Below are 16,883 nucleotides of genomic sequence, written 5' to 3'. Positions count from 1 at the left end.
ATTTATACTCTGTACAAAGAGAATTATACTTTATTCTAAAAAGATAACCTTTTTGGGTTTCAAAATTCAAAACTCCAAGGGATTGGGCCAAATATACTGATAATCAAGCTCTTTTTGAAGCAGGCTTCCACTTACTACTTTTTGAAAATGATCCCCTGGTTCAAACCGCAATGGCAGATCGAAACCATACTTTCGCGCAGAGGCCAGGATCACATCCTTTTTCTTTGGGTGCATTGGGGCCACAACATTATAAACGGCATGTCTTAGGTCCTTAACAGAAGCCAAACTAATCAGCTGCACAACATCATCCAGATGAACAAAATTAGCAGGCTGTTCACCCGTTGTACAGATGCGATTGGCAAAGTACTTGGCAAAAATGCGGTTTTTACCAAATAAGCCACCAAGTCGATATATACAAGTGTTGGGCAGTTGCAACATCAGCTGCTCCGCCAAAAAAAGTTTTTCGGACAATTCTATTCCGGCTGAATCCAATTCATGATAGACAACATCTTTATCCGGATAAATTCCAACGGAACTTAAAAACACCTGTTTGGTCCATTGGATGTTTTCAAGAAATCTCTTAATATTCAAAAAACGCACCTCTAATCCAGAAAGACTATTTTTTTGGCTGGCAGGAATACTATTTAACACAAAGTCGAACCGGTCTGGAAGAAGTACATTAGACAAGGTATGACCTTGATCAAAGTCAGCAATAAACGAAAAAATACCATCAGTTTTAAGCCGATGGTATTTTTCATCTTGTGTCGTACTTGCCCAGACCTCATGTCCCTGATGTTTCATAACCATGGCAAATGATTCTGCCAGCCAGCCACATCCTAAAATGAGTATCCGCATAAGATCACAAGATTAATAAGCTTTTGCAAATAAAACGCGGCGGCGAGAAGGTTTACCCGTGAAGATACATACACCTTCCTCCTCTTTGGCATCCAAAGGAATACAACGGATTGTAGCCTTTGTTTCCTCTTTCACACGTTTTTCTGTTTCTGTGGTCCCATCCCAATGGCAGGAGATAAATCCACCTTTACCTTCCAGCACTTCTTTAAATTCATCATAAGAATTTACCTCGGTAAAATGGGAGGCTCTGAAATCCAATGCTTTTTGGTAAATATTTTCCTGTATTGCCTGCAACAGCTGTTCGATATTGCCGGCCAATCCTTCCTGTGCTACCGTTTCTTTTGTTTGGGTATCACGACGTGCCAATTCTACAGTTCCATTTTGCATATCTCGCGCACCAACAGCAACACGGACAGGCACACCCTTCAATTCCCATTCCGCGAATTTGAAGCCGGGGCGTTGTGTATCACGGTCATCGTATTTCACCGAAATATCCTTGATCTTCAACTCGCCCATTAACTGGTCCACGAATGTGTCAATCTGCGCTTTTTCTTCTTCAGTTTTAAAGATCGGAACAATAACAACCTGAATGGGTGCCAACTTTGGCGGCAATACCAACCCTTGATCGTCGGAGTGTGCCATAATCAATGCGCCCATCAAACGGGTAGAAACACCCCATGATGTTGCCCAAACATGCTCCAGCTTTCCTTCTTTAGAAGTAAATTTCACATCAAAAGCTTTCGCAAAGTTCTGCCCAAGAAAATGTGATGTACCAGCTTGCAACGCCTTTCCATCTTGCATAAGTGCTTCGATACAATAGGTATCCAAGGCCCCGGCGAAGCGTTCGTTTTCCGTTTTCCGTCCACGTACAACCGGTACGGCTAAAATATTTTCAGCAAATTCAGCATAGACATCAAGCATACGTTCTGTCTCTTCAATGGCCTCTTCCCGAGTTGCGTGTGCTGTGTGGCCTTCCTGCCATAAAAACTCTGCTGTACGCAGGAAAAGACGCGTGCGCATTTCCCAACGGACCACATTTGCCCATTGGTTAACCAAAATTGGGAGGTCACGGTAAGATTCGATCCAACCACGGTAAGTATTCCATATAATCGTTTCAGAAGTCGGACGTACAATTAACTCTTCCTCCAATTTTGCATCTTCATCCACCACAATCTTACCGGTACCATCGTTTTTTAATCTATAATGTGTGACTACCGCACATTCCGTTGCAAAACCCTCCACATGGGCTGCTTCTTTAGAAAAAAACGACTTGGGGATGAATAAAGGAAAATAAGCATTGCTATGGCCTGTTTCTTTAAATCTCTTGTCTAAAATCGCTTGCATTCTTTCCCAGATAGCATATCCGTATGGCTTGATTACCATACAGCCGCGTACAGCTGAATTTTCAGCCAGATCAGCTTTGATCACAAGTTCATTGTACCATTGCGAATAATCTTCTGCACGACTTGTTATTCCTTTACTCATATGAAATTGATAAATTATTGTAACATTATTACGTTAAATCTCGTCTGTATTTCCAATACAAAAAGCGTTCAATAAAAAATATTTGTATTTTTGATTACTTCGATTAAACCCCCTCGAGAAATTTGCGTCTAAGATAGTAAATAAGGCTGTATAATCGAAAATAACGATTTAGGATATTATGAAAAAAAATAGATTATTTATCGGAGCACTTGCCATGACAGGAGCACTTATGTTAGGTTCCTGCGGTACGAGTAGGCAAATCTATAGCGACGATGTCTATGGCAGTAATGGACAGGCGAGACAGAAAGTCTATCAAAGTCCGGATTACTATTACACAGATGCAGATCAGGTTCAACAGGGAGGACAAGCGCAGGGTGGTTATTATGATGACGAATATTCAGACCAGGATTATAACAATGATTCTTACGAAGATCTAGAATATGCAAACCGTATAAACAGGTTTTATTATGCAACCCCAGGAATGACCTATTTTGATCCGTTCTTCGATCCATGGTATGGCTATGGCTTCGGCGGTTGGTATGGCTATGGACCTTCTCTTGGTTTAGGCTGGGGCTGGAATTCAGGCTGGGGTTCTTCATGGTCTCTTGGCTTTGGCTGGGGCTGGGGTTCCGGTTGGGGCTGGGGATCTCCTTGGTACGGTGGCTATCGCCCTTGGGGTGGCTGGTATGGCGGCTACTGGGGATCTGGCTGGTATGGTAACGGTTACTGGGGCGGTGGCTACTGGGGCAGTTCAAGACCCTATTATGCTTCATCCCGATCAAGTTATAGAGACAACTACAATGTACGGACCTCTTCTTCCCGCACCAGAAGTTCGGGAAATTATGACCGCAGGGGTGTAGCCCGCGATTCCAGAGGACGTATTACTTCAGTAGCTAGTACACGATCAAGTGCCGGTGGTCGAACAAGATCATCTGACGGTTCTATATCACGTAGTTCTTCCTCCTATGACAGATCAAATGGTAGAACCAGGTCTACGGATGGTATCTCAACGAGAGGCGGATATACGGATGGTGGCAGAACACGGAGTTCTGATAGATCCAATGGAACTTATCCAAATATGCGGAGCTCAAATGGAACTTCCAGAACCCGTACAGGTTATGGCGATGTTTCCCGTCCAATGAGCCGTTCCATGGAAACCCGTTCAAGTAATCCAGGTTCAACATCAAGGCCATCTTACACTCCGCCAACAAGAAGTTATGATGGTGGGTCTACGCGCTCAAGTGGCGGATTTTCAGGTGGCGGTAGCACGAGATCCAGTGGCGGATTTTCTGGCGGTGGCGGTGGTAGCACCAGATCCAGCGGTGGACGGACACGCTAGTAATAAAAATAGCTTACAGTAGCATACATACCCTGTGTGCTACTGCTTATTATAGACGATATTTTAGCTTATGACAATCAAAAAATTACTTTTTGGAACTGCATTTTTAATCGGTGCAGCAGGGACCGCTCAGGCGCAATACACGAAAGATGTGTTTCTATTTTCCCAAGGGGACAATGGCGGTACTGCTCGTTTCAAGGCTATGGGAAATGCTTCGACCGCTTTGGGTGGTGATATTAGTTCAATTACAGGCAACCCGGCTGGTTTAGGATATTTTAATCAATCAGATATTTCCGTAACAGGTAGATACCTCAATAATAAAAATAAAACCGATTATTTTGGACAGAATAATACCAGCAGCAAAAACAATTTCAACCTGGATAACGCTGGAATTGTTTTTCATTTGCCAACTTACCGGAATGGAGGAAACCTCGAAACAGGTTGGTTGAACTTTAATGTTGGTATTGCTTACAACCGCAATTACGTCTACAACAACCTACTTGAATATAAAGGTGTTAATAACACCAGTTCAATAACAGATGCTTATTCGGACCGTTTATCTGCACCAGGGGGATTGAGTGGCTGGGGCCAGGAAGTCTACGGCAACTCTTTATTATTTGATGTAGATCCTGAGAAACAAGGATCCTATTTACCTATTACGAGTTTTGGTAACTATAATGGAAAAGATGGTTTTAATCAAGTAAATTCCATCCTTGAGAAGGGCAGTAAATCCGAATCTGTCTTGTCTTTCGGAGCAAACTACAGCAATAAATTGTACTTGGGGGCAGCGTTGGGATTTACAGCTTTTAGTTATGACAATTCAAGCTGGTTTACAGAGTATGGTCAGACAATGAATGTCGCACAAATGACAAAAGCGAATCCAAAGTCCGACTTCTTAAAACCAGGCGCGGAATATGCTAGTAAACGTGAAATGTTGGACAAAGATTATGAGCTGTACGATGACTATGCACAAGTGACCGACGGTACAGGTGTAGATTTCAAATTAGGGGTAATCTACAAGTTTACACCTACCTTCAGTATGGGTTTTACAGCGAAATCACCTACATTTATGAGCGTCAGAGATGAGTCTTACAGCAATTCGGAGTTCCGTTATTTTAAGCCAAATGAAGATAAGTCTTTTAAAGAATACCGCACCAGCGATAAAGCAGGTTATAGCTATTTAGAGTATAATATGAATACACCATATAAACTCTCCGTAGGCGCCAGTCAGGTATTTTCCAGAGGCTTGATTACCGCGGATGTGGAATGGGTGGATTATGAAGCGATGCGTTTCAAAGATGCTGGGGCTGCTAATAAAAACCTGGAAAAAGACATGAACCAAAACATTAAAAACACGTACCAAGGTGCATTTAATGCGCGTATCGGTGGTGAAGTTTTGTTTGACAACGTCTTTAGTGGTAGAGCTGGTTTCAACTATAGCGGTAATCCCTATAAAAATGCAGATTATACAAATTATACCGCTTCTGTGGGTATAGGTGCAAAACTAGGTCGTGGGATGTATATCGATTTGACAGGAGCTTATAATGCTGTCAATTACAAAGAAAGCCCTTATACGATAGCTGAAGATTTTTGGAACACGGCTAGCCCTGCCGCAGATATAAAAAATCAACGAACAAATGTCGTGTTGACAATCGGTTCAAAATTTTAAGCGATTTTTCTCAATAAAACGTCCAGCTCGTCTGGACGTTTTTCATTTATTACAATCCCACCAATTATAATTTAAAAGCTTTTAGTAAATTTGTCCTCTTGGTTGAAAATCACATGACAGATCAGACAGTCTTAAAAGCGTTCAATGTTCTATTTACTTATCCCATCTGGCGGATCGAGATCGATGCCGAGAACAGACTGATTGCAGTAGAGACGAGGAATCCAGCAGACACACTCCCCTATTTCAATGTGATTTCTTTTGAAGGAGATAATATTCTGCGGGACTTCAAAGCCATCAGTAAAGAGTGGGTATTGGCTGGAATTCAATGTCAGAAACTCATCCTAAAAAAAATCTCGGATACTTCACCCATCGATGCTGGCGTACAAATTATAGACTGTTATCAGCCACAACGACAGGAAACCTGGTTCAACTACATTTTTCTCGAGATGGTCAGTGATGCTGTCCTGCTTAGGCCCAAAATGATCGCGCAAGGAATGCAATTGTTTTTAGATTTAAAGACAATGTCCATAGAAGATAAAAAGGAGGCATCTTTTAAACCTTTTGACAGCCAAATAGTCTACCCAGTAATTTACAATGGTCAGACACCCCATTTTTTGACAGATTTCACAATAGATGACGAAATTTGGCTAAATGTTTTGGAGGACTATTTTATTTGGGCTTTCTATGAAAAAAACAACGATAATCACTATCAAATCCGGATAGTTCGATCAACAAAAGATAGGTTAATTGACACTGTTGTTGCAGTAACCCAATTGCCGCTAAAGTTTTTCAACATCTATTTTCTTGTTAACAAACAAATATTCCTTTTGACAGACAATAAACGGGAGTTTGTTTCGTATTTAGTATAATTGCAAAATATATGAAACTATTATTCGAATTAAATACATATAAAAAGGTAGCCATTTTATCAATTTCGCTGCTATCGCTTCAACAGGTTGAAGCTAAAAATTTCACTTTCACACCTACCACCGCGATCCCCGACTCCGTTGGGACAGAAGTCGTCAATGGTGAAGAATTTGTCCTTTTCAAAATAGAAAAAGGAGATAATTATTACCAACTCAGCAAAAAATACAAAACTACTGTGGGGCAGCTGACGCAGATAAATGGAAACGGTACATTAAGTATCGGACAGATTGTTAAAGTCCCAACTGGTCGAAAACCAAGTTCTATTGCGAATAAAACACCCAACAACACAGTACAACAGAATCCGCGTGATCCACAACAAGGTTTTACAGCATATATCGTTGGCGAAAAAGAAACGTTATACGCCATATCCAAAAGATTTGGTATCACTGTCGAAGATATCAAAAAAGCCAACAACCTAAAAAACAATACCATTAGCGGTGGTATGAAATTAATGATCCCAAATCAACCCCTACCGCCTGAAAGGCCAAAATTGGTTGAACCTAAAGGCGTTGAAATCGTTGCCTCCGATTCTACAAACGATGACGATAAAGAAGAAAATCAGATTTCAACAAACCGCTACGGAATACGGGAAAAAGCTGAGCGGGGAATCGGTGTCTGGATGGATGGTTTGTCCTCCCAGGGAACAAGTAATCTTGCCCTCCATAAAAGTGCGCCTGTAGGCACAATCCTAAAAATCACCAACCCAATGACTAAAAGCGTTACTTACGCGAAAGTAGTCGGTAAATTTAATGACAATGCTGAAAACCAAAATGCCATTGTTGTGTTATCAAAGTCCGCAGCAGCAAGTATTGGCGCATTAGATAAACGCTTTCAGGTAGAGATCGCCTACGGATTACCTTTAGAAAATTAATTAAAATAAAAATAGCTCTTGCAGCGCAAAACAAGAATGAATAACAAACCGTATGTCATAGGGATTGCCGGAAGTAGTGGTTCTGGAAAAACTTTTTTTTTGAATAGCTTTTTGAAACACTTCAAAACCGATGAGGTTACATTGATTTCCCAAGACGACTATTACATTCCCGCCAATACAAAAACGCAGGAAGAAAATAGACTCTACAATTTTGATATCCCCACATCCATAGACAGAGAAGCTTTCTATAAAGACATCAAAGCACTCTTTAATGGAGAGACAATTTATAAAGAGGAATATACATTTAATAATCCTTCGTTAACACCAAAAATGTTAGAGATCAAACCGGCTCCAATATTAATTATTGAAGGACTTTTTATTTTCTATTACACAGAAATAAATGCGCTGATCAATCATAAGATATTCTTGAGTGCTGATCAGGATATCGCACTCAGAAGAAGGCTGCATCGCGATCTGGTTGAACGCGGTTACTTTGAAGATGATGTGATGTACAAATGGGTGAATCACGTCCTCCCCTCCTACAACGAGTATTTATTACCATTCCAGGATTCTTGTGATCAGGTCATATTCAATAATACGGACGAACCTGAACCAATTTGGGAGATTACCAATCAGATTTCTGAAGAGCTGAAAACAAAACTTAATTTAGTATAACGTAGATAAAGACGGGCTTAAGTATAAATAAGCCCGTCTTTATTTAAAAGTACTTGATTTATTGACATCAAGACTTTAAATTCTTATCTTTGCGCCACGAAACAAATCCATCATAATGAACCATCCTGTAAAGATTAAAAATGCTTTGGTTTCAGTCTATTATAAAGACGGCCTAGCTCCTTTAGTTGAATTATTAAACAAATACGGTGTTACATTCTATTCCACTGGTGGGACAGAAACATTTATCAAAGATTTAGGTATAGATGTCGTTCCAGTTGAAGACCTGACCAGCTACCCTTCGATTTTAGGAGGCCGTGTTAAGACCTTACACCCAAAGGTGTTTGGTGGAATTTTAGCACGCCGTCCGCTTGAATCGGACCAACAGCAACTTGCTCAGTATGAAATACCAGAGATCGATTTGGTTATCGTAGATTTGTATCCATTTGAAGAAACTGTTGCTTCTGGAGCTCCTGAGCAAGATATCATCGAAAAAATCGATATCGGTGGAATCTCATTGATTCGTGCAGCAGCGAAAAACTTTAATGATGTTGTGATCATTTCTTCCAAAAATGATTATAAAGCGCTTGAAGAGATCCTGGCCAACCAAGAAGGTCATACTTCTTTGGAGCAACGCAAAGAATTTGCGAAACGTGCCTTCAACACATCATCCCATTATGATACAGCAATCTTCAATTATTTCAATCAAGAGAATCCAATTGAAGTTTTTAAACAATCCGAGCAAAATGCGCAGGTATTGCGCTATGGTGAAAACCCGCACCAAAAAGGGGTTTTCTTCGGCAACCTGGATAACATGTTCGATAAATTAAATGGAAAAGAGCTTTCGTACAACAACCTTGTTGATGTAGATGCAGCTGTGGCTTTAATCGACGAATTTGAACAACCAACCTTTGCGATCCTAAAACACACCAATGCGTGTGGGGTTGCGTCAAGACCAACAATTAAACAAGCTTGGTTAGATGCCTTGGCCTGCGATCCAGTTTCAGCATTTGGCGGTGTTTTAATCACCAATGGCGAAGTTGATGCTGCAACGGCAACAGAGATCAATAATCTATTCTTCGAGGTCTTAATCGCACCTTCTTATTCGGAGGAGGCAATTGCTATTCTTACGGCCAAGAAAAATAGAATTATCTTGGTCCGCAAAGAGGTAAAACTACCTAGCCAGCAGTTCAAAACCTTATTGAATGGTGTCATCCTTCAAGATAAGGACAATATAATTGAAGGGCCTGAGCAAATGGTAACGGTAACAACAGTAAAACCTACAGCTGAACAATTGGAAGATTTATATTTTGCGAATAAAATTGTAAAACATACAAAATCCAACACCATAGTCTTTTCGAAAAATGGCACATTGTTAGCTTCGGGTGTTGGCCAGACATCGAGAGTCGATGCCTTAAAGCAAGCCATTGAAAAAGCAGTTTCATTTGGTTTTGACTTGAAAGGTTGCTCAATGGCATCAGATGCGTTCTTTCCTTTCCCTGACTGTGTAGAAATCGCATCTGAGGCAGGTATTGCAGCCGTATTGCAACCGGGTGGTTCGATCAAAGATCAATTATCCATTGATATGGCTAATGAAAAGGGCATTGCCATGGTAACTACCGGCGTGAGACATTTCAAACATTAAGAATAATTCAATCGCCTCATAAAAAAAGCTACTTTTTACAAAGTAGCTTTTTTTATTTGTTGACCGGCCAGCCCAATCGCTCTGATTTGTACCGTTCGATTTCTTCCGAAAGCTTCCGAATCGCGTAGGCAACAATAGCAACGTCATCTAACCAACCGCCTACAGCAATAAAATCCGGAATAGCATCTACAGGAGAAACCACATAAATAATCGTTCCGATAATAATGGATAGATTCCAGCTGTTCATTTTAAACTTACCTGTAATTGCATCCTTGCACATCGCGATCAGTAACTTAAAATCGTCAACATAGCTTCCAAGATTTTTTGCCTTAGACTCTGCCTGTGACAGCTCCGCTTCCGTAATTTTACGATGCCTAAAGCGTTCAAACATACCCGTTGCAATCTTTTTGATTCTACTGTTCATAACTCAAAATTATCAATATTTTTTTATTAACAAAGCCTATGCCTTTTTTAAACGAGAGCAGTCAGCTCGAGCCTCAGTTTCCTCAAGCACTGCGCTATTTGAGTATAGGACATTCTCAACGCGCCGTACCAACTTCGAGACAAGGTCGTGACTATGTCTTACTGTGACCGTAGTGTGTCCACTCTGAGTCCGTGGTGAGTCCGAGTCCAATACGGACTCAGGGTGTATGGACCACAGTTGCATCATGCACTTATCTGCCCCCAGGGGCGAAGAAGGCGTAAACATGGTCCGAAACATGGTCGAAAAACCATCGAATAATGCAGTAGACTCGGACTCCATTTTGAAAAATAATACAGATGCGCTATAATTCAATTTATAAATATGATTTTTAGATACAAATAGATTGAATTAAAATACACAATATTGAACAATAATAAGTTTATACATTCATATGTATTTAAAATAGATACATTTTTAAATTGCTTGGGCATGGAGATAAGCCAATATCACCTGAAATCGGGTTTATGTTAAAATTAAAATACAATTTTATTATTTTTACAATCAACTGTAGCAAATTATATGTCATCTCCGTATAATAGACAACACAAGCGCAATGTGTTTTACACAAAAAGATTTTAATATTACAAGGTTATGAAAAACTATAGATTATTTAATTTTATTGCTATCGCAGTAGCGACATTCTTCCTATCCAGTTGCTTAAAAGATAACGACAACCAACGAATTCCAGGTGCGTTATTTACAATGGTCAATGGGTATACTGACGCCAATGCGGTTGTATATTACGCCGACGGGGGGCCATTACAAAGTCCATATTATCCCTTGGATTTTAAAAGCTATAGCCAAGTAGGCCTATTTACGGGGGCTAGAAATATAAAGATATCGTCGGAGTATAACAGTGCCTTGGTTGATACGACAGTGACGATCAAAGACAGTACAATTTATACCTCATTTGTTTATGGTAACAAAGCGAAGCCAGTGCAGGTGATTACAACCGACAAAATCAACAAAGAAATTAAAAACACGGAATCCGGTGTACGTTTCTTTAATTTTGCTGAGGGAACTGACCAAGTAACCCTACAAATCGGTACCCAGGCTTCTCCGACAGAATGGACCAACCGTGCAAAAGAAACACAAAATTCAGCGACGGCTCATCAAGGTTTTATCGCACAAAAAAGTGGAACCTTTACAGTTATTGCCAAAGATAAAGCTGGGAAAACCATTGCAACCCGTAAGGATATCAAATTGGTCGAAAATTATTACTATTCATTGATATTGATCGGCAAGGCAAATGATGAGAAAAAACCGCTATACATAGGTTTAGTAGCGCAGGCCGCAAATTAAAATACCCCTTTTCTATATACTAAAAAAGACCATCGTATTCATATGATGGTCTTTCTTTATGTTGTACAATATACCGCTCTAACGGATAGCCCTTTTTCGCTGAAAACTAAGGTGTTTCTTTGGGCGCAACTTTAGAGATTACATAGATATCCTCATTATCCTTTTTCATCTTATATTTCTCCCGTGCAATACGTTGCACCTCCTGTGGATTGGATCGAATGTCATTTATCGTTTTTATAATCGCTGCATTTTCTTTTAGATAAAAGGATCGCTCTGTCTCCAAGTTGGCTTTTTGCTTTTGATAACTGTATTGTGTCGCAAAATCATTTCGATCAAAAAACAACATCCACACCAAAAAAGCCAAAGTGGCTAATAAATACTTATTTCTTATTAAAGACCATAATCGTTGCATAGGACAAAAATACTATTTAGCTTTTATACTCCTGATAATTTCTCCCAAAGTTAAACATCTTTAATAAAGATATGGAATAATGTACTCAAATTCATCATATCCTTAGAATAATCTTATCTTTAACAATTCGAAACAACATTAATATTCCGATGAAATATCCGTATTTGAAAAGCATAAATAGCGTGAAAAATAGAATGGATGTTTCATATGGCCATTAAAAGAATAAATCATTTACATATGAAATACTATCTCATTGCTGGCGAAACATCAGGTGACCTACATGGAGCCAATCTCATCAAAGCACTTAAAATAGAGGATCCCACAGCTACATTCAAAATAGTTGGCGGTGATTTAATGCAGGAAGCCGCTGGAGAAAATGCATTGATACATACTTCAGCGATGGCTTTTATGGGTTTTGTGGAAGTTTTGAAAAACCTGGGCAAAATAGCTAAAAATTTGAAAGCAGTAAAAAATGATCTGTTGAAAGAAAGACCCGATGCTGTTATACTCATCGACTTTCCCGGCTTCAATTTAAAAATTGCCGAATTTGCCAAAAAACATGGTATCAAAACATGTTATTATATTTCACCAAAAGTATGGGCATGGAATCAGGGGCGTGTGAAAAAAATCAAAAAAATTGTCGATCATATGTTCTGCATTCTACCTTTTGAGGTTGATTTCTATAAAAAATGGCGGATGCCAGTCGATTATGTGGGCAATCCCCTGCTCGATGCTATTTCAGCCTATTCTTTTAATCCGAAATTCAGGGATGAAAACGGTTTTACAGACAAACCAATCATCGCGTTACTGCCGGGCAGCCGAGAAATGGAGATTTCCAAACTTCTTCCCATTATGGCCGAACTCCCCTACTTCTTCCCTGTGCATCAGTTTGTCATCGCCGGCGCACCTAATTTTGCCGAATCCTATTACAAACAGTTCATGAGGGGTATCGATATTCCGGTTATTTTCAATCAAACCTACGATATCCTAAACAATGCGGAGGCTGCAGTAGTTACCAGTGGTACCGCAACCTTGGAAACAGGTATTTTGAAAGTTCCGCAAGTTGTCGTATACAAGGCAAATGCAATATCGGTTTGGATTGCCAAATTAGTGGTTAAAGTAAAGTTTATTTCACTGGTAAACCTAATCAACAATTTCCTATCAGTAAGAGAGCTAATTCAAGAAGATTGTACGGCCTATGATATATCCTATGAGGTGGGCGAACTGATCAACAACAAGGCACATCGGGCAAGTGTGTTAGAAAATTACGATATCCTCGCCGAAAAATTGGGTACACCTGGCGCCTCAGAAAAAACAGCTAAATTAATTGTAAAATATCTTAGTAAAAATTAAACTCTTTAGGCTTTCAATTGTCAAACTACTAATTAGTTACATATAATTAAAGCTTTATGAAATCGAAACTTATTTTAGGCTTTCTCTTTTGTGTGGCATTTACCTTTGTGGGTAAAGCGCAGGAAACACAGCATTTCTCCAAGCTTGAAATTGGGAAAAAAGCCAAGAAGAATATTGACAGTAAAGACTCGACGGCAGTTATCCATATTGACACCTTAATCATGAAAGATAATTCCACCCTTTCTTTTTACGGAAAGAAAAATGTCAAAATCACCATTGGTTATGCGGAGATCGGAAACAAGGCAACTTTCTATGGGACAGATGGTAAGAATAACGGCGCCAATTTTGATATCAATGCCAATTTTCAAAAATTGGGTTCACTGTATATTATTGCAAAAGGCGATGATGCATTTAATGGAACAAAAACATTCCCCAATGGAAATGGTGGCAAAGTGAAAGTTACCCTGGCAACAGGAAGTATAAAACCGCAGGCAACAGATAAGAAGTCGCCGAATTATATCTATGCTGATGTCGTAGCAGGTGGCAGAGCCGTCAATGCAAACACAGATCTGAGAAATATCTATGATCGGATCAAAACCGCTCCTACGGGTCTTAGAGGTTTGCCACAAGGGCAGATTTACTCCGGTAGCGCAGGGACGGAAGGTTCGTTTGAGCTGATTTCTACCCAATAGGGAGAACGGGACAACATAACGCTAAAAAAGCATCAATACGCACATTGATGCTTTTTTAGCGTCAGTTTTTTTATACAAATTTAATGACAGCCCCGCTTTTTTAATTCATAGGCCAGAACCAATCTTGTCATCCGGTCGTATCTCGCCATTCCCTCCTTCTGATTGTTATGTGTTAGGTAACCATTGTAAAATACCCCCATTACATCATTGACCCAACCCGTGTAATTGCTCCAAAATAAGCGTTCTTCGGCAATATCCGCCAAGGCGAGCTTGCTTAATCTTTTTTGATAATCCTTCGAAAGGTCTGGATACATGCCCCGCAATTCTCCCAGCATATACAATGTTGTCTGCAAATAAGCGGAATAGCGATAAAAGGATTGCGGATGATGCTGCAATCGCACGAAAGCAATAAAATTGGCTTCATCCTCAAACCCTACCCCCTGTTGGTGGGCGAGCTCATGTACATAAGTAAACGGAAAAGATAGGGCTGGCATGGCATAATTTACCTGCGCTTCGTGTGTAAATGGATTGAAATAACCTGAAACTCCAAAATACGAAACAACTACGCTATTTAGAGGCGATTTGGCCTGCACCTGGCTACTTGATAAAAAAGATGAAAATGTAGTATCATTTTTCACCCAATTTGCCAGATCCGCCCGGATATAACCTTTCCGATCCGCCCATTGTGCAGGATTGACCTGTTCCCGCAACGCATTTGTACTATCCAGGTATTCATCGAGTACCATGAGATAGTCCGCAAGCTTCAGGCTGTCAACTTGCAGGTTGGCATTCACACTGATCGGCTTCCGATAATAATTCAACCCCCAGGAGACATAGAAGAAAATATATAGCCCAAGCAATAGGTTTACGATAAATAAAAAGGTTCGACAGGCATCCGACCATCTTCTACCCCATAGCTTGCGTATAAGATTAATCAGCCAATAGAGCAGAAAAATAATCGTGAAAGCGTAAAAAATGTCCCCTATGCTAAAGGGAATATAACCAAAAATAAACTTTGGAATATAACCATAAAACCGATAAAATCCCTGTGCGTAAAATTCCTCGATCCATGCACTATTCCTTTCGATCAACGATAAAACGCATAGCAGACCGATGAATGATCCAAAAATAAAAACAGCAATTTTATCACGCTTCATCATGGGGTATTAGCTTTCGTTTTCGAAATAGACTTTATAATAGTTCATCCCTTTATCCTCATCAAATCCCTTCTCGAGGTATTCCCGTTTTCCATGCACATAGATATGAAAGTTCTTATCCAATTTTAGGACAGACTTGTAGGATGATTCCATCTTTTTGACGGCTTTATCCGCGATTTCAAAACTTGACTGGAAGGGTGAATCAAATTCATTTTCAAAGCCAGCTTTATAATCCTGGAATAGGGCTATCGCCTGAGGATTTCCCAATACTTCTTCTTCAAATTCCTCCTGAACGAAAGTTTCCTTTTCTTTAAAGTAGTTCATGGATTTATTCATCAGATCAATCTTATCGGCCTTCTCCAGTTCAAAGGTTTCATCGAGTTTCTCCTGAACAAAATTCTTATAGACTTTTAGGTAGTTACCTGTCTGATTGAAATTGTCATTACGTACGCGCAATTTTAGGAACTCATCTTTCCAATACACCGCTTCCTGTTGTCTATTGGTCTGATCCAATACAAGAACTTTATACCCTTCCTCTTCTTCAACATTGATGATAATGCAACCTTTGTCCAACTTATTGATGTTGATTGCCTCCTGCTCATACTCTAAGGTAAATGCCCCTTGTTCAGGATACACCTTTAGGTAAGTCTCTTTGTTCTCCGATTTAAATATACCAATCGCATCGTGTTCCTCACCTTCAATCTGTACATTTTTTAGCGCCACCACATACACCTCACCTGCTTTAATCTTGGGGTGGTTGGACACCTCATACAGATGCTTCGAAATCTGTTGGGAAAAATCGTGAAAGGGCAACTGTCCCTTAAAGTACTGGCGAACAAAATAGAACACCTCGTTCAGATCCAGTTCTTCATTGGGATGATATAGACGATATACTTCGTTCACTTTTGCAAAGGGGCTCATAAAATACTGCATCAGAAGTCCGGGCAATACTTCATCGCCTTCAAGGGATACGGGAGCGTCTGACAGGATATAAAATTCGTCCTGTGCTTTGTTTCCTACACGGTGTATAGATAATGCTTCAAAAGTTGCGTCTTGGTGAAAAAACATATTCTTATTTTATAAATTATATAAATCTATTGCTATTTTAAATGTTTGGCAATGTGCATTGACAATATCTTTGATCTGCGGAGAATAGCCGCCGCCCATACTGACCTGAACAGGAATCTGCCGCCGATGGCACAGCTCCAATACAAGTTCATCCCTTCGCGCGCAGGTCGCTGGACTTAAATTCAATTTCCCTAGCTTATCGGTTCCCAAGATATCTACGCCTGCCTGATAAAAAACAAAATCAGGCCGTATACGCTCAAATAAATCCCGCAGATGCGCATTCAGTATCTCCAAATATTCTTTATCTGTTATATTTTCAGTGAGTCCGACATCCAAGTGTGAACGCTGTTTGATAAAGGGATAATTCTTTTCCCCATGCATCGAAAAGGTAAAAACCTGTTGATGCCCCTCAAAGATATGCGCTGTTCCATTTCCCTGGTGCACATCCAGATCAATGATGAGGATTCGATTTGCCAGCTTATGTTTTAGTAAATAACCTGCGGCGGTGGCTTGATCGTTCATCAGGCAAAAGCCTTCACCAAAGTCATAGCCAGCGTGGTGGGTTCCACCTGCAATCGTGAAAGCTACCCCATATTTCAAGGCATAACCCGCAGCCTGAACTGTTCCATCCAAAATATAGCGTTCTCGGTCTACCAAGCTTTTACTCAAAGGGAATCCGATTCTCCGTACCATTTTTGCATCCAAAGTCAAATCAAACAGTTTCGTCACATAAGCTGGATCATGGACCAGACAACAGGTTTCAAAACTGGCCAGCTCGGGCCTGAAAAAATTAGCTTCGTTGGCCAATCCTTCATGTCTCAACTGCAACGGGATCAACTCGTACTTTAGCATCGGAAAACGATGCCCTTCTTTGACCGGATGGATAAATTCGGGATGAAAAGCTATCTTAAGCACTTTAAATCTTATTTTATTCATGCGAAGATAAGAAAAA

At 40.1% G+C, this 16,883-nt stretch carries 16 protein-coding genes; 9 read left to right on the top strand and 7 right to left on the bottom strand.

From position 1 onward, the window contains the following. Positions 1-66: 66 nt before the first annotated feature. Complete coding sequence (locus ABDW32_RS04655) at positions 67-855, bottom strand: GDP-L-fucose synthase (protein WP_343559925.1); 789 nt, start codon at positions 853-855, stop codon at positions 67-69. A 12-nt stretch (positions 856-867) separates the two neighbouring features. Continuing rightward, positions 868-2,340: a proline--tRNA ligase gene (gene proS / locus ABDW32_RS04650; protein ID WP_343559924.1), complete on the bottom strand. Its 1,473-nt coding sequence runs from the start codon at positions 2,338-2,340 to the stop codon at positions 868-870. A gap of 178 nt (positions 2,341-2,518) precedes the next feature. Here proS and ABDW32_RS04645 point away from each other — a divergent pair, with 178 nt between their 5' ends. The 6 genes from ABDW32_RS04645 to purH all read left to right on the top strand — a co-directional run bounded on the left by ABDW32_RS04645 (position 2,519) and on the right by purH (position 9,463). Beyond that, positions 2,519-3,679 (top strand): hypothetical protein, encoded by a 1,161-nt coding sequence (locus ABDW32_RS04645; RefSeq protein ID WP_343559922.1) that lies wholly within the window; start codon positions 2,519-2,521, stop codon positions 3,677-3,679. A 70-nt stretch (positions 3,680-3,749) separates the two neighbouring features. Further along, on the top strand, positions 3,750-5,348 hold the full coding sequence (locus ABDW32_RS04640; RefSeq protein WP_343559920.1) for a hypothetical protein: 1,599 nt from the start codon (positions 3,750-3,752) through the stop codon (positions 5,346-5,348). Between the two features lie 113 nt (positions 5,349-5,461). After that, positions 5,462-6,217 carry a hypothetical protein gene (locus tag ABDW32_RS04635; protein WP_343559918.1) on the top strand — a complete coding sequence of 252 codons (756 nt, stop codon included), beginning with the start codon at positions 5,462-5,464 and terminating at the stop codon, positions 6,215-6,217. Positions 6,218-6,228: 11 nt separating this feature from the next. After that, positions 6,229-7,146, top strand: coding sequence for a LysM peptidoglycan-binding domain-containing protein (locus ABDW32_RS04630; protein WP_343559916.1), 918 nt, complete (start codon positions 6,229-6,231; stop codon positions 7,144-7,146). 36 nt (positions 7,147-7,182) lie between these two features. Beyond that, positions 7,183-7,821: a P-loop NTPase fold protein gene (locus tag ABDW32_RS04625; RefSeq protein ID WP_343559914.1), complete on the top strand. Its 639-nt coding sequence runs from the start codon at positions 7,183-7,185 to the stop codon at positions 7,819-7,821. A gap of 115 nt (positions 7,822-7,936) precedes the next feature. After that, entirely contained in the window at positions 7,937-9,463 is a 1,527-nt protein-coding gene (purH, locus tag ABDW32_RS04620; protein WP_343559912.1) for a bifunctional phosphoribosylaminoimidazolecarboxamide formyltransferase/IMP cyclohydrolase, read from the top strand. A gap of 52 nt (positions 9,464-9,515) precedes the next feature. Here the strand turns inward: purH and ABDW32_RS04615 are convergent, their stop codons facing one another. After that, the gene (locus ABDW32_RS04615) at positions 9,516-9,887 is read right to left on the bottom strand and encodes a YkvA family protein (RefSeq protein ID WP_343559910.1); all 372 of its coding nucleotides are present in this window, start codon (positions 9,885-9,887) and stop codon (positions 9,516-9,518) included. A gap of 651 nt (positions 9,888-10,538) precedes the next feature. Here ABDW32_RS04615 and ABDW32_RS04610 point away from each other — a divergent pair. Continuing rightward, a complete protein-coding gene (locus ABDW32_RS04610) occupies positions 10,539-11,249 on the top strand; it encodes a DUF4397 domain-containing protein (protein ID WP_077435498.1) in 711 nt (236 codons plus the stop codon). A gap of 106 nt (positions 11,250-11,355) precedes the next feature. Here ABDW32_RS04610 and ABDW32_RS04605 read toward each other — a convergent pair whose 3' ends face one another. After that, the gene (locus tag ABDW32_RS04605) at positions 11,356-11,661 is read right to left on the bottom strand and encodes a septum formation initiator family protein (protein WP_343559906.1); all 306 of its coding nucleotides are present in this window, start codon (positions 11,659-11,661) and stop codon (positions 11,356-11,358) included. A gap of 237 nt (positions 11,662-11,898) precedes the next feature. Here ABDW32_RS04605 and lpxB point away from each other — a divergent pair, with 237 nt between their 5' ends. Together lpxB and ABDW32_RS04595 are read left to right on the top strand one after the other, a co-directional pair. Next, positions 11,899-13,014: a lipid-A-disaccharide synthase gene (gene lpxB, locus ABDW32_RS04600; protein WP_343559904.1), complete on the top strand. Its 1,116-nt coding sequence runs from the start codon at positions 11,899-11,901 to the stop codon at positions 13,012-13,014. A 56-nt stretch (positions 13,015-13,070) separates the two neighbouring features. After that, positions 13,071-13,706 (top strand): hypothetical protein, encoded by a 636-nt coding sequence (locus ABDW32_RS04595; protein ID WP_223578627.1) that lies wholly within the window; start codon positions 13,071-13,073, stop codon positions 13,704-13,706. Between the two features lie 80 nt (positions 13,707-13,786). On the opposite strand, the gene ABDW32_RS04590 is transcribed toward ABDW32_RS04595, so the two are convergent. The 3 genes from ABDW32_RS04590 to ABDW32_RS04580 are packed head-to-tail and all read right to left on the bottom strand — an operon-like array spanning position 13,787 to position 16,867. Then, positions 13,787-14,866 carry a DUF3810 domain-containing protein gene (locus tag ABDW32_RS04590; protein ID WP_343559901.1) on the bottom strand — a complete coding sequence of 360 codons (1,080 nt, stop codon included), beginning with the start codon at positions 14,864-14,866 and terminating at the stop codon, positions 13,787-13,789. 6 nt (positions 14,867-14,872) lie between these two features. Then, positions 14,873-15,931 (bottom strand): nucleoid-associated protein, encoded by a 1,059-nt coding sequence (locus ABDW32_RS04585; RefSeq protein WP_343559900.1) that lies wholly within the window; start codon positions 15,929-15,931, stop codon positions 14,873-14,875. A 9-nt stretch (positions 15,932-15,940) separates the two neighbouring features. Then, positions 15,941-16,867, bottom strand: a complete 927-nt coding sequence (locus tag ABDW32_RS04580) for a histone deacetylase (protein WP_343559899.1) — start codon at positions 16,865-16,867, stop codon at positions 15,941-15,943. Positions 16,868-16,883 lie beyond the last annotated feature (16 nt).

It is taken from the genome of Sphingobacterium sp. (assembly GCF_039596235.1).
Classification (GTDB): domain Bacteria; phylum Bacteroidota; class Bacteroidia; order Sphingobacteriales; family Sphingobacteriaceae; genus Sphingobacterium.
Note: the sequence above shows the minus strand (reverse complement) of the source record. Positions and strands in the feature narration are given on the sequence as shown.